9 protein-coding genes, 1 tRNA gene and 1 CRISPR repeat array are annotated in these 13,480 nt (G+C 49.8%); all 10 genes read right to left on the bottom strand.

Annotation, left to right across the window (positions count from 1 at the left end; translation table 11 throughout):
- Positions 1-107: 107 nt before the first annotated feature.
- Positions 108-1,466, bottom strand: coding sequence for a hypothetical protein (locus tag ACAW75_RS24700; protein ID WP_370731460.1), 1,359 nt, complete (start codon positions 1,464-1,466; stop codon positions 108-110).
- Positions 1,467-1,475: 9 nt separating this feature from the next.
- Positions 1,476-2,594: an ATP-binding protein gene (locus ACAW75_RS24695; protein ID WP_370731459.1), complete on the bottom strand. Its 1,119-nt coding sequence runs from the start codon at positions 2,592-2,594 to the stop codon at positions 1,476-1,478.
- 92 nt (positions 2,595-2,686) lie between these two features.
- Positions 2,687-4,195: a type III-A CRISPR-associated RAMP protein Csm5 gene (csm5, locus tag ACAW75_RS24690; RefSeq protein WP_370731458.1), complete on the bottom strand. Its 1,509-nt coding sequence runs from the start codon at positions 4,193-4,195 to the stop codon at positions 2,687-2,689.
- A 2-nt stretch (positions 4,196-4,197) separates the two neighbouring features.
- Positions 4,198-5,217 (bottom strand): type III-A CRISPR-associated RAMP protein Csm4, encoded by a 1,020-nt coding sequence (gene csm4, locus ACAW75_RS24685; RefSeq protein WP_370731457.1) that lies wholly within the window; start codon positions 5,215-5,217, stop codon positions 4,198-4,200.
- A 4-nt stretch (positions 5,218-5,221) separates the two neighbouring features.
- Positions 5,222-5,935 (bottom strand): type III-A CRISPR-associated RAMP protein Csm3, encoded by a 714-nt coding sequence (gene csm3 / locus ACAW75_RS24680; protein ID WP_370731456.1) that lies wholly within the window; start codon positions 5,933-5,935, stop codon positions 5,222-5,224.
- Positions 5,936-5,959: 24 nt separating this feature from the next.
- Complete coding sequence (csm2, locus tag ACAW75_RS24675; RefSeq protein ID WP_370731455.1) at positions 5,960-6,331, bottom strand: type III-A CRISPR-associated protein Csm2; 372 nt, start codon at positions 6,329-6,331, stop codon at positions 5,960-5,962.
- A 2-nt stretch (positions 6,332-6,333) separates the two neighbouring features.
- The gene (gene cas10 / locus ACAW75_RS24670) at positions 6,334-8,619 is read right to left on the bottom strand and encodes a type III-A CRISPR-associated protein Cas10/Csm1 (RefSeq protein WP_370731454.1); all 2,286 of its coding nucleotides are present in this window, start codon (positions 8,617-8,619) and stop codon (positions 6,334-6,336) included.
- A complete protein-coding gene (locus ACAW75_RS24665) occupies positions 8,603-9,358 on the bottom strand; it encodes a CRISPR-associated endonuclease Cas6 (protein ID WP_370731453.1) in 756 nt (251 codons plus the stop codon). The genes cas10 and ACAW75_RS24665 overlap by 17 nt, the downstream gene beginning before the upstream one ends.
- Before the next feature lie 208 nt (positions 9,359-9,566).
- Positions 9,567-10,194: a CRISPR direct-repeat array (repeat unit 37 nt; unit sequence GTCTTAATCCTTATTCTGCTGGAAGTGAGACTCTGAG).
- 451 nt (positions 10,195-10,645) lie between these two features.
- Positions 10,646-10,722: transfer RNA gene (locus ACAW75_RS24660), tRNA-Pro, on the bottom strand.
- A 104-nt stretch (positions 10,723-10,826) separates the two neighbouring features.
- Positions 10,827-13,439: a zinc-dependent metalloprotease gene (locus ACAW75_RS24655; RefSeq protein WP_370731452.1), complete on the bottom strand. Its 2,613-nt coding sequence runs from the start codon at positions 13,437-13,439 to the stop codon at positions 10,827-10,829.
- Positions 13,440-13,480: the final 41 nt, after the last annotated feature.

Here is a 13,480-nt window from a genome sequence, read left to right as displayed (position 1 = left end):
GCAATTGGCTAAATCGGTGATTGATCTGTTAGCTCAGTTGCGAGCTAATCCCAAACTCATTACTGCTTTCTTTCGCAAGAAGGAGGTAGGTTTCTTTACAGACTAATTCACGCATCAATAAGTGATGTTGTGCCTAATTTGTGGGCCAGTCCATGTCGTTTGCTTGCTAAACTTTCGAGTTTATCCGCAACACGTGTTAATAATGTTAATGAATCTGTAGCTGGACTGAGGCAGGCAACAATTCCCACATAAGCTTTACGATATGGGTTGCTTAAACCTATTCCATGCTGTTGTAGGTATGGAACCAGCCGACTGTCAGTTTGATTGAGCTTATCTAACCATAACTGATTATTGTCTGAATGGCCTAAGCCAATAACTCTACACGAATCTGTACTACCAATCAGTGATTCAGCTTTAATTTTAAACAGAGATTCATTTAGAGTAAAAGCTTTCCACAAAAACTCATTATACCGACCCTGCTTGCAACTAATTTTTGCTGATAAATAAAGGTCTGACAGCTTTGCTTCATCGGTAGTCAAATTTTTAGAGAACTCTGCCCAAAGGTTCTTGACCTTGTCTTCTTTGAGCAGAATATCTACGTTAGCTTTCAGTTGATTATGTTGTAAGCTTAGGCGACGGACAGCATACTGAGCAAGGTGACACACTAATTTATCCTGATAAAGAGTTTTATCAATGTACCCGAAGTCATAATCAGCCAAGTGCTTAAGTAATTTTTGTTTTTGAAGCACATTTACAAACCGGCGTGGAAAATCTAATTCCTGAACTTCTTTACCCTCAGCATTTTGCAAGTACACTACCCGCCCTTCAAACGTCTCTATAAGCCTTAAAGTCAATGCCTGATTAATCTGATCAATACCGCCTTGTGGGAAGAGATAAACTTTACTAACTTCATCGTCAGAAATTAATTCGTCCTTTATTTTACCGAACTCAGTATACTGAATAGCCATGTCAGCTACTGATTCATAACGTCCGAAGTGGTCAATGTAGGCTTCATTAAAATAGGTATCTTCCCGAACGAACCGCTCAATCATATCAGCAAAATAAACCGTATCGTTGTTGATGTACGATCGTTTTTTTACCCTGCCATCTATAAATGCTTGCTCCTGATCGGTGAAGACCAGCATGATAATGTCGATACCAATGCTTTTTGTTTTTAGGTATTCAAGGGCCGGACGAATAAGCGGGTAGTCGAGTATAGGCCTGAAAAGTGGCCATTTCTTGAGAATTATCTCTCCATCTATACGCGGGCTAATGGTAAAAAAATCGGGGAAATCATCAGAGCCACGCGCCGAAATTCGTAAAGTAGGTTGGCCAATCGGTTGAACATAAGTAAACGGAGTTTCCTTTCGAATCTCGGTAATTACCTCAAATCCGTTTGGCTCGATAGCCGATTTAAAAAGCTGTATTTCCCTTGTACCAAGCGTAATGACGAAGTAATTTTTCATCTACATTTATCAGTTTAATTCGTTCAACTCCTTTATTGTCAGTACCTGAATGCCGGTTCGTTGTTGCGGGCTGTCTCCGCCGTATACCAGCGTTGATTCTGTTTGTGGGGCTAGCTCGCCAAAATAGCGTAAGCCCTTAAAAAAATCGGGCTGGATAGTTTTGCCTGATTTGATTTCAATCGCTGTCAGTTTTGTGCCCTGGTCAATGAGTAGATCGATCTCGTGGGTCGATTGGTCAGACCAGAAATAAAAGGCAGGGCGTTTACCCTGATTCAGCCAGTTTTTGGTCAATTCATTAATTATCAGATTCTCGAATAGGGATCCCTTCGCAAAATGGACGCTTAGATCGGCCTCCGAACGGATGCCCAGCAGGTAGGCAGCCAAACCCGTATCGTAGAAATAAACCTTCGGTGTTTTCACAATCCGCTTGCTGAAATTCTGGTAATACGGTTGCAGTCGATAGGCGATAAACGACGTTTCGAGCACCGTCAGCCACGCGTTTACCGTCTTATTATCAACCCCCAGTTCAACGGCTAAACTTTGTTGATTAAACAACTGTCCGATGCGGCCAGCTAGCAGTTGAATAAACCGTTGGAACAGGCCCAGATTCAGGATATTCTTTACCTGCCGTACATCCCGCTCTACATAGGTTTGCAGGTAACTGTCATAAAAGCTCACGGCGTCGATATCCTGTACCAATTTACGCGGGTAACTACCGCCTACCAGATAGGCCTCCCAGGAAACGGGCGCGTAGGAAGTTTCACGCAGTTCGGACCAAGACAGGGGCAGCAGGTTAAACACGGCTACCCGCCCGGCCAATGATTGCGTAATCTGTTCCATCAACAGAAAATTCTGCGAACCAGTCAGAATATACTCACCCGTCCGTTGCCGCTCGTCGGTCACGACTTGTAGGTACGAAAACAACTCAGGTACGTACTGCACTTCATCCAGAATTACCCCGTTCCGGTAGGTTTCCAGAAAACCTTTGGGGTCTTGCCGGGCGAATTCCCGCTCGGTCAAACTTTCCAGACTAACGTATCTGAATGTCGGGCGAAGCAGCTTGGCCAGTGTCGTTTTCCCTGACTGTCTGGGTCCGGTAATGGTGATGATCGGGTATTTCCGGAGCATCTCTGATGCTCGCTCGGTTAACTGACGAGAAATCAAAATAGCCTTTTTTCTGACAATTTAGGAATTAAATTCCTAAATTGTCAGAAAAAAGGCTATTTCTTAGTCAGGTGCCTCACTCTCAATATTTTACCTTTTTCGATGACTAAGGCAACGCGGCAGGTGTATCCCTTTAGTTGTTGCGCTGAGTCTATCATCTCAAACTGTTTATCTTCGTAGCCAGCCACAAAGATTTTAACACGATTGGGTTTTGCGCTTATTACCACTTCGGCATCTACTTCCATTCCTTTAGTGACAGGGCCGGGGTGGACTTTTGGTTTACGGGCTTCTTCGGCAGCCAGTCGATCGTCTTCCAGTCGTTTTGCTTCGGCTTCAGCAGCCGCTTGTGCCTGTTGCAGCAAACCATATTGTCGCTGTTGGCGGGCGATTTTACTAGCTTCAGTTTGGCGGGTGAGCTTCAGAAATCCCATCAGCTCAAAGCGTGGTTTACCTTCGCGACGGTCAACAGCGAACTTGCGGGTCTTATGACGTATAGCGTTTTTGTCGGTGTTCCATTGGGCCGTGTGGTCGTTGAACTGCCAGTCGCCGGTGATGCTGTGGAAGCCTACACCCGCCCCTACCCGTAGCAGGCAGGCATCGGTATGGTTGTTTTCGGCTAATATTGCGTCGATATAATCTAGAATTGATTGACGGTCATTGAGATCTTTGTTGTCGAACTTCTCGAAATATTGCCGCTCACGCTCCAGAAAGCGTTTCGTATGCGCCCGGATGGTTTGCACCAGCCAGTCGCCCGGTTTACCATCGAGCAGTTTTTGGTAACCGGGTATGTTGGCCTCGGCGTATTGTTTCAACGCGTGGGGTAGTTGCTGCCCCAGCCGGATGGTCAGTTCCAATGGGTTAGCCTGTATTGAGTCAGGTATGGCCAATTCGTAGAAAGTCATAAACGCATCTTTTTCATAGCGTGGATTGGTATCATCAAACTTGGAGCTGTGTGAGCTCGTTCTGCCATGTTTCCACTCGCCACGCGTCTCTATATTATGCGCTTTGCTGTCGGCACTATAAATTTTAGTACCCCACACGGCCATCTGCGCGGCGGGTACGGCCATGTCGCCCACATGTACGAACCGCATCACACTCTTCTCGAACATACCCAGCAAATCATTCTCGCTGTTACGTTGTTGCCCCGGTTCGGTTTTGCGGGTTGCCAATAGCACTGACCGAAGCGCACCTTTGACTGATGTTCCTGGAATGGCATACTGCCCAAGCCCGGTTTGATACATCCGGCGGATTTCGGCGGGCTCGCCTTTGGCAAGTGGCAACTGAAGTCCCTTCATGGCAGGGTATTTGGGCAACAACTGCCTGATGGTCGGTTCGAGGCCCTCTGTTTTTCCCGCTGCCAGTTGGGCGGTCAGGTTGTTGCGCTCCTGAGGATTCATCGCCCGCAGCAGCGCATCGGCGTTGATGAGTTGCACTGTTTTGTCGTCGAGTAGGTAATCTAACCCTCTGACGTAGTGCTTCTCCTGTGCCATACCCACATGCAATGGGCTGACGATATCGACATCGAACCGATAGGTGGTGAGCACCGAGGCGAGTTCTATAGGCATGGCTATGCGATGTTTACGGGTAAAAGAATGGTCCGGCCATCGCGCCAGATGGGGTGGCTTTCGGGCAGCACCTCGGGGCGCAGATCGACCAATTTGCCGACAGGTTTATCTGCTCCGGCCTGATGCAACAAAGCCCCTTCGCGGAGCATCCAGACCGAGCGTTTGCGAAGGGTATTATAGGGTTCCGAGAGCCAACCCCCGCGCCGGACCAGATCATATCGGGTGCGTTCGTCGGCCAGCAGTGCTGTGAGTTGGGGATGGCTTTCGGGGCAGAATAGCGAGAGGTTTACAGCAAATGCACCCGCCGTGGGTACATCGATGTCGAGGGTGTGGTCGCATTCCGCCCGAAACTGCCCGTTGCCCACTGCTCGGTCGGTGCCGATACCGCTGTCGCCCAGCCATTCCACTGCCGCCCGCACACGTCGGCGCGCCTCGGCTGAGTCGTACCGAACAAGACACCAAAGTCCCGAATCGTGCCGAAAAAACACCCGTTCAACGTAATAGGGCGTGGGATCTTCGGTTTCGAGGCGAGGACGCATTAGGCGCGTCTGTACGCTACTAGTCAGAAAATTACGGCCATCTTCTGCTTGAATATCAGCTAATTGTGAGCTTTGGAAACTTCCGCAAATGGCCGACGTACCTACCGACGGGGTCTCCCGCTGATGCAGGTATGCCTCGAAGTGGGGTACGTCTAGGAACTGAAGTTTCTTGATTTTTTTAGCCTCACCGGGTTCGAGGGTAAACGTGTTGGTATGTTCGTTGCGGAAATAGGGTTTAGGCAGAAAGTAAATTGGCGTAGCCCCGCCACGAAACGGAAACAGGCTCGACACCGCAAAGCCCGGCGCATCGGTTTTAGTTTTAGGAATCCAGTTGGTTTGGCCAAGTGTAGCCCACGCCTGGAAGATCGCTGCTGTAAATGTATCGGAGTGAATGGTTCGTTCGCTGCTGCCGTAGTCGTCGGGGCGAGCGTTGCTCAGGTGCAATGGAGCCGTAAAATGTAGCCGGATGATGTCGAAGCGCATACCGTCAGGCGGGGTTCAGGTACGTTTCTGCTGTTTTTGAGGTTATAGCAGGAGCCGAAAACTGGACCTGCCCATACCCCCGTGACCCCGACCCGCCGAGGTAATCATCTTCGAGCAGCCGAATGCCCGCCTTGAGATAATCCATGTATGTTTGCTCTTTTCGCTGCAGTTCAGCAGCGGTCTCATCGGCACGTTCCTGCATGATGTTAATCACGAACTCGACCGTGAAAACCGCACCCGCCGGAATCCGCTCGACCTGCCGAATTGCCCCGTTGACGGTTACCCCCTTGATTCGGTCAATGGCATTCTCAAATTTAATTTCAGTATAGGGCATATCGGTGAACGTAGAAGCTTTCAATTTAGCGGCCCATTCATCTGTCAGATATGCATCGCGCACGATCAACCGCGAAGGGTTTCCCGTTTTTTGGTCTTTAATGCCAAACCAGCCAAACAGAGCGGCAATGGGTTCGCCTTCCGTGCTATACTGATTGAATTTGCTATTGGCATTTGACCCCGTGACAATCTCAAGTAGGCTACGAATTTTGCCTTTGATAGAACTACCTGGAATATAAGGCTGGTTGTTGTCCTTGCGCCGTACTACGGGCAAATCAACCCCACCGATATCTACGTTGTCTTTGCTGGCTCCAACCCGCAGACCAGTCTTTAGCTCCATGCTATAGCTGAGACGTACTTTTTTATAAAGTTTGATATAAGCCATTGTAAATGTGTGATTTAATCTTTGTTATTCTTTACCGCCTTCGGCTTTGTGGTACGCCACAACAGCCTCGGTGATTTGTACAAAACGGTTAAATTTTTCGGGATTGATATCAATTTTCTTAATGAGTGGCCCCAGGGTATCATACATGTGCTTCAAGCCTTCTTTCCCACCATCACCACCTTTTGCTTTTCCGTAGGCGTAGGCAAGGCGCGGCTCCAACAGAATGATTTCGCTTTTCAGGTTATCGAAATCGACCTGAATACGCTTCAAGGCCCCGAAAAACTTTCGGATTTGAGACGTTTTTACGTCCGTTTCTTTGAGTCGTATCCCCATCTGTTGCAAAGCATCCAACTCTTTAATGCCCTCATCAAGCATCTGTTCAATGGTTTGTGCCATAATCAATTATCGGTTTTAGGGTAATCGCGATGTGAAAGTTCAGCCCAACGCAGGGCCATAGCGAAAGCATCGAACCGCAGTCGGTTATCGTTGATCTCGATAAACAGCATGGTTTTTAATGCGTCGATAGCCGTAGCGTTTTTGTCGGTTCGGTGACGGGCCAGGCTGTAGGCGGCGTTCCACTTCCACGATAGGTCGTCGGGGTTTTGCCTGTGGATATCGTAATACTCAAACAGCTTTCGTAGTACGCCCATTGAGAGCTGACCTGTCTCCAGCCAGCTTACTATCTTGTCTTTCAAGCCTTTTATCTGCGGAAATTCGGTGTCCCAATTGGCGGTGAGACCAAATAGGCAAATGGCGTTTTTAGATTGCCCGTTTGCTGCCTCATACTCTTTCGCCCGGTCTTCGGCTTCTCCTGCCGCGAGGGCCGCTTTACCAATCGGATAGCGCGGGCGCATCAACTCGATACCCGCCGAGATAGTCAGGTCGGGGCGGCCCGTAAACTGCTTAAAATCTGTTTGTACGGTACTGGCAAAGGCGATAATGCGATCCCAGCGCCCTATAGCAAACACATCGTCGCCACCGGAATAGATAATATTGACCCAATCGCGGAAGGCATCCTGGTCGCGAATGGTATTGAGGTAGCCGCTAAAAAACCAGTCGAGTTGCCCCGACAGTGTGGCGTAGGCCGAAAACGTGGCACGGTCGGCCCGAAAGCCGTGCGTGAAGAGCTTGCCCAGCCCGTCAACGTCCATGCGTAGTACGGCCAACTGCCTGAATTTTCCTTCCGATTTATTGTCCAGTACGGGGCTCTCGTCCTTTTCAGGATTATCGCGCACAATACCTGCCAGTTCCTCAAAGGTTTTGGGCTTCCGGTCGTCGACGCAGGACTTGGCCTGTTGGCTTCCGCCAAAAAACCGAAAACTTCGCACCACGTTACGATGCGATGTACTTGCAACAAACGATGTAGGTTGACCGGGTTGTACCAACTGGCAATACTCAGCGTCAGGGGAAAAATTGGTGGTGTCGGCCAGACTGAACGTGCCGACAACGTTTGGCAAGAGGCTAAACGTGCCTGTACCAAATGTGATGTAGTGCGCTCCGTTGAGTTGCGCCCCAATCTCGATTTGCTGTAAAACGGCTGGATGTACTTTCGACTGTTTGTCTTTGGTCAAGACCAACTTTCCTTCCTGCCCCGTAACGACGCAGACATCAGCATCACCACCTTCGCCCGCTGCGGTAAACAGGTCTCCAAACTTGTTGGCATCGAGTAGCAACGCGCTATTCTTACGGACCTTTTGTTCGGCAGCCTTGTCAGCCACGGCCCGCCACAGGTCGCTGAGGTTACTGGCTTCGGGCTTTCCCTCCATAGATACCTGCTTGTTACCGGGTTGGTAATCGAAAGCTACCTGTCCGAAACATACAAAGAGTTGTCCGGCGTATTCGTCCCAAACGGTATCGGCAATCTCACGTTGCAACATACCCAACTTGCTGTTCAGAGTTGGTGTGTTAGGTAGGAGCATAAAAAACTTGCCACCGCTGCTATAAACGATATGCCCTGAATACGTACTCGTCTCCTGCCGGATACGGCGGGCGATGCTGTCAAGCAGCAGTTGTAGCGAAAACGATCTCCCTTTCAGGCTCCGTGCTGCATAGCGCGAACCGATATTGTAGATAAACGACTGAATACCCGACAAGTCGACGCAGAGCAATTGTACTGGATACGTGGTATCAAGGTTTTGCGCTGAAAAGCAATGGGCAAATGCCGCCGTGAGTTTAAGGTGGTGAAAGAGGCTGATTGATCGGAACGCAGGTGAACCCGACGCGGGCAGGCACCACGTATACCGCCTAAGTAGGTGCGTCAGCGACTCCGCAAATACGCCGACGCTACCTATAGGTAGTTTACCAAAATCGACTCTGAAGGCCTGCCGTAGTTCTTCTATGTCGCCTTTGGGATCGGTAAAGAGTGCCCGGTCGAGGCTAAGTTTATGCGCTCCGATTAGTTGAGAATCACCCAGATTCACCCCTATTTTATGGTCGATTTCTATGTCGGCAAACAGATTACGAAGCGGCTGGACAGCTAGCCCAGCACCGTCGCTTTGCGCGTCGATAGCTGTTGCCCAACTATCCGCCCTCTCCACAAATAGGGGTTCAATCTGCTGTAGATCGGCATATAGTGGATGGCTTTTCCAGAACGTGTCAAAATCGGGCAAAAACTTACCAATATCGTGCAGCAGCCCCGCCAGGTAGACAAGCTCGCGGGTGGTTGGCTCAGTATTCGTCGTCATCTGATAGACTGGTTTCGGGCTGTTCGTTGGGGTGGTTTTGTGGGTTAGGCCCGCCGGTTCGTTTCTGGTCCTGTCGTTCGCGCATGACCACGCCGAAGCCTACACTGACGCCCTTGCCCAGGCCGATCCAGTCGGGCAGAAAAACGTTGGTGGCGAAGTCGAGGTCGAAGCCTGCCAGTAGTTGCCCTTTGAAACGCAGCCACCGCAGGGGCGAGCAACGTAAAATTCGGACACGCACTTCGCGCTCGATACGCCAGTCGAGGCCTTTGGCCATACTGAGGATATTGCCCGTCAGAATCTTCTCGAGCAGTTCGAGCCGATCAAGGTCGTCGGATGTGCTCTGGTAGCGGGCGTAATTAGTTTCGTTGAGAGCCAGCCAGTTGTGAATCCTGACCCGGAATGTATGTTCCCAGGCCTGCAACGTATACTGATGCAGGCGGAGGTCCTTGACTGTCAGCGTGAGTGGACGTTCGCCGATGCGGATATCCCAGGTACGTTGCTGGAAAAAATGTTGAATATCATCGGTACCTTCTTCGAGGCAAACAATGGCCGGGTTGCAACCAATCTGCTTATACTGAATAACCGGATAGCGATACAGAAACTGACCTTCGGCCAGATGGTTATGAAAGCTGGTATAGGCTGTACCGATCTTATCGATGATTGCGCCCCGGAAGGCAGGAATCTCAATGTGCTGAATCGCTGCGTCGAAGCGAACGGTGAGGTAACGAATGCGTTTCAAAACGAATTAGGCTATTGGGTAGATTAGGGTGTGCAATTATCAATTTATTATGACTACTACCAAGCCAATTCCTGACCGTACAATAAATCGCCCTGTTCACCCAATCAGCGTTATCCTTCCTACTACTCACTCAACCTGGCAGCCTTTCGACAGGATTCCTGACAAAAGACTGGTAATAAACAGTCTAACGTATATACCTTACCGGTAGCCTCCAATCCTTATTCTGCTGAAAATGAGACTCTGAGCAGCGCCCATTGCCCACAGAAGAACACGTACTATCAGGTCTTAATCCTTATTCTGCTGGAAGTGAGACTCTGAGATTGGTAATTATGAATACTCGTAATGTTAGTTTTATTGGGTCTTAATCCTTATTCTGCTGGAAGTGAGACTCTGAGTAGGAGCGTTCTGATTGGATTGAATTGAGTACATATGTCTTAATCCTTATTCTGCTGGAAGTGAGACTCTGAGCTTTACGTTTGAAGGAATGCGTTGGAATATCACGTCTTAATCCTTATTCTGCTGGAAGTGAGACTCTGAGGCCCCTACTCATGCGTGAGAGGGGCTTTTACTTTAAAGTCTTAATCCTTATTCTGCTGGAAGTGAGACTCTGAGATAACTAATCCCAAATAATATGCGAGTCCTTATTGCCGTCTTAATCCTTATTCTGCTGGAAGTGAGACTCTGAGTTAAAGAGAAATTGAAAGAAAAATACGGTGCTGTATTAGTCTTAATCCTTATTCTGCTGGAAGTGAGACTCTGAGTTGGTAATGTTTTAGAAACAGTTACTTTTTCTATTCTAGTCTTAATCCTTATTCTGCTGGAAGTGAGACTCTGAGGGGCTACATCGGTGACAGACCTGTAAATCAAGAAGTAAAGAACGCGTTTATTGAAAAAGTTCAATCCAATCATGCTTATTTTAAAGCAAAAAAGGAGCGTATTTCAGATTAAGGCGTCAAATTAGTAATTCCTTTTCATGTTCAAAAGTGCATATTCTCAGGTACGTTGCCAGGCCATTGTTTCTTAACCTTTAAGTTAATTTATCCATCAGACCTACTGACAGCCTACTGTCGACCGGTACTCCCAGCCATTTGATAGATAGCAAGATAAATCGAAAACTGACCGTCCTTGAATAGGTTGGTTTATAGTAGACGTGACCATCCTGAAGGCTCAGTTGTGTGTCGAATAAGAGCAACACAACCATAGCCAGAACAAAGCATTATATCACTGATGTGCTAAAACAGAAAAACCGCCTAAAAACTAGTTTTAGGCGGTTTTTCACTCTTTGTGTGGTCGGGAAGGCGGGATTCGAACCCACGACCTCTTGCACCCCATGCAAGCACGCTACCGGACTGCGCTACATCCCGAATTGGATTGCAAAAGTAGCGAATAATGAATAATGTACAATAAATAATGGCGCTGCCGGGCTAAATTTTACCCGCAGCGCCATTATTTATTTCCCAGTTAGCGTCTATCCTTTCTTCGGATCCAGGGCATTTTGGATACGGGCCTGAATATCGGCCAGGTGGTATTTGCTCATGGTATCTGTTTGGCGCGGTATAGCCGAAGCGATGCTCCGTTGCAGACTAACCAGCTGACCCCGAACGACCGACATGATATCCGACTTGCGGACATCGGTAACCGGACCTGGATTGAACCGGAAGCCAGCACCAGCGAACGGCGCAGCGCCAGCTCCCGTCGACGCCGGTGTATTCAGAACGGCAATCAGCTTTTCCGCGTAGGCTTTCTGCAGGTTACGCCGATAAATATCAATTGCCTTACCGGTCGACAGCTCCTTGTAGATACCGTTCTGCAAATCAGCCATGAACTCGATGAGGGTGTAGCTTGGCACACCTGGCTTGGCCAACGAACCCGACCCCGTTTCGATCAGGCGCGACAACCGGCCTACATCGGTCAGGCTGTTGAGCGTCGTTTCCTGCAGCGTCCGAATATAATCGATACCCTGATCGGCGCGTACCAGCGGCATGATTTTCGGGTCAAGGATCCAGGTTGGTGTCTGGAACAGCTGCGTATTCAGGAAATCTACGGCTTCTTTCTGCAATGCTTTCGGCGTTGGTTCGTAGACCGTCAAACCAGTTTGATCGTAGGTACGTGGTGTTTCGTAGATACCGCCTACGTATTTGGTTACGTGACCCATATACCGGCGGAACTGACCAACCACTTCCCCGTACATTTCACGCAGCTTATCATAATCTTCCGCCTCTTCCTTCGTCCATTCGGTTAGGTTTGGCATGATCCGCTTCAGGTTCTTAATGCCATACGTACTGGCTTTCATGGCGTTATCCCCTAAATCTTCACTCTGCGACCGGGGGTCCATCGGGTTGATCTCCGTACCGAACCAGTAGCGGGGATCTTTCTCGTGGCTTTTCACCCAGGTATTCAGCACCAGCTTATCAGCCGTGGCATCTTTGGTATCGTAAACGGGTTTGTACCCCCATTCGATCGCCCAGATATCGTAGGTACCAATGCGGGGAAACAGGTCTGTGATGCCATCTTCAGGCTGCGCTACGTAGTTGAAACGGGCATAATCCATGATCGATGCGGTGTGGCCGTTCTGCTCAATGAATGCTTTGTCGCGTAGTTTTTCAACCGGTGTGGCGTGGCTCGATCCGAAGTTATGGCGTAGACCCAGCGTGTGACCTACCTCGTGGCTCGATACGAACCGAACCAACTGGCCCATCAGGTCATCATCGAATTTAGGCTTGCGGGCACGCGCATCGACGGCAGCTCCCTGCACTACATACCATTTCCGAAGTAAATTCATCACGTTATGATACCAGCCGATATGGCTCTCGATGATCTCACCCGACCGGGGGTCATTCACGTTTGGCCCGTAGGCATTTTCGATGTCGGACGCGAAGTAGCGAATCACCGAATAACGGGCATCTTCCAGACTCAGCGTCGTATCGGTACTGTTCCAGTCTTTGGCAATGATGGCGTTTTTCCAGCCTGCTTTTTCAAAAGCCTTCTGCCAGTCGGCTACACCTGCTTTCAGGAAAGGCCGCCATTTGGTTGGTGTGGCCGGATCGATGTAATACACGATCTGTTTCTTTGGCTCGATTAGTTCGCCTTTTTTCTGACGCTGGGCATCGGCATCATTTTTGGCTTCCAGCCGCCACCGGACGGCAAATGTTTCGTCTTCCGTCCGTTGCGAATTATCATCGTAAACGGTGTAGTTGTTGGCGAAGAAACCAACACGGCTATCGAACAGGCGTTTGCGCATGGGTTCTTTCGGCAGCAGAATCATCGACGTGTTGATCTCCATCGTGACAGCCCCGGCATCATTACCACCCGGCAGCGTCACGGTCTGTTGTGGTGATGGAATTGGCGAAGGTGGCGTTGGCGTGGTGTTCACGGTAAACGTCTTCGTCACCCGCACCTCCGTGTTGATCGGGTACGATTTGATGGTCTGGATAAATGACCGATCCGCCGCAGCGGTCAAGATCCGGTAGCGGGCTTTGGTGGCTGGTGTGAGCGACACAACCTGGTTGTCGTTTCGGAAGAAATCCGTTACGTCGATCACCGTTGACGAGTCCTTACGAATGGCCCGCACATCGAACGCGGCCGCAATCGGTTCTACGTTTGAGTTGCGCACCGCCTGCGAGATTGGCAATGTATCACCGCCAGCCATACCAACGTTGATGTAGCTGACCACCCGCAACAGCAACCGACGATCCGGGCCACGTTCCCAGCGCAACACCTGACGGTTGGCCAGCTCACCGCCATAACCGGCGCCAGTTGGGGCTTTGGCAATCCGGGTGATGGCCATAAACTCGCGACCCAGCAGCGAGTCGGCAATCTCGAAATAGTACTTGTCGTCGACCTGGTGCGATGTGAACAGACCCCGGCTGGTCTTGGCCGCTCTGGTGATCACTTCACGGTAAGGTTTGATGGCAACGCGAGGCGGCCCAGCGGCTGTTGGCGAAGCCGTGTTTGGTGTAACGGTAGCGGAGGTAGCTGACGTAGAGGTGGGTACGTCTGGCCGACGGTTCTGTGCCAGCGTAGGCACAGCAAGTCCCAGTAGCAGCACGCCACGCAGGACAGTCGATAGATGTTGATGCATGTAAAGAGATCTATTTACGAGATGGCGCATGAGCATGCGCT

This window comes from Fibrella arboris (assembly GCF_041321095.1).
Classification (GTDB): Bacteria; Bacteroidota; Bacteroidia; order Cytophagales; family Spirosomataceae; genus Fibrella; species Fibrella arboris.
This window is presented reverse-complemented; position numbering and strand designations above follow the sequence as displayed.

Excerpts from the sequence above, each read along its gene's own strand:
- csm4 (WP_370731457.1), bottom strand. The coding sequence starts at position 5,217 with ATGCGCTTCGACATCATCCGGCTACATTTTACGGCTCCATTGCACCTG.
- csm5 (WP_370731458.1), bottom strand. The coding sequence starts at position 4,195 with ATGCCTATAGAACTCGCCTCGGTGCTCACCACCTATCGGTTCGATGTC.
- csm2 (WP_370731455.1), bottom strand. The coding sequence starts at position 6,331 with ATGGCACAAACCATTGAACAGATGCTTGATGAGGGCATTAAAGAGTTG.
- csm3 (WP_370731456.1), bottom strand. The coding sequence starts at position 5,935 with ATGGCTTATATCAAACTTTATAAAAAAGTACGTCTCAGCTATAGCATG.
- cas10 (WP_370731454.1), bottom strand. The coding sequence starts at position 8,619 with ATGACGACGAATACTGAGCCAACCACCCGCGAGCTTGTCTACCTGGCG.
- ACAW75_RS24695 (WP_370731459.1), bottom strand. The coding sequence starts at position 2,594 with ATGCTCCGGAAATACCCGATCATCACCATTACCGGACCCAGACAGTCA.
- ACAW75_RS24700 (WP_370731460.1), bottom strand. The coding sequence starts at position 1,466 with ATGAAAAATTACTTCGTCATTACGCTTGGTACAAGGGAAATACAGCTT.
- ACAW75_RS24655 (WP_370731452.1), bottom strand. The coding sequence starts at position 13,439 with ATGCATCAACATCTATCGACTGTCCTGCGTGGCGTGCTGCTACTGGGA.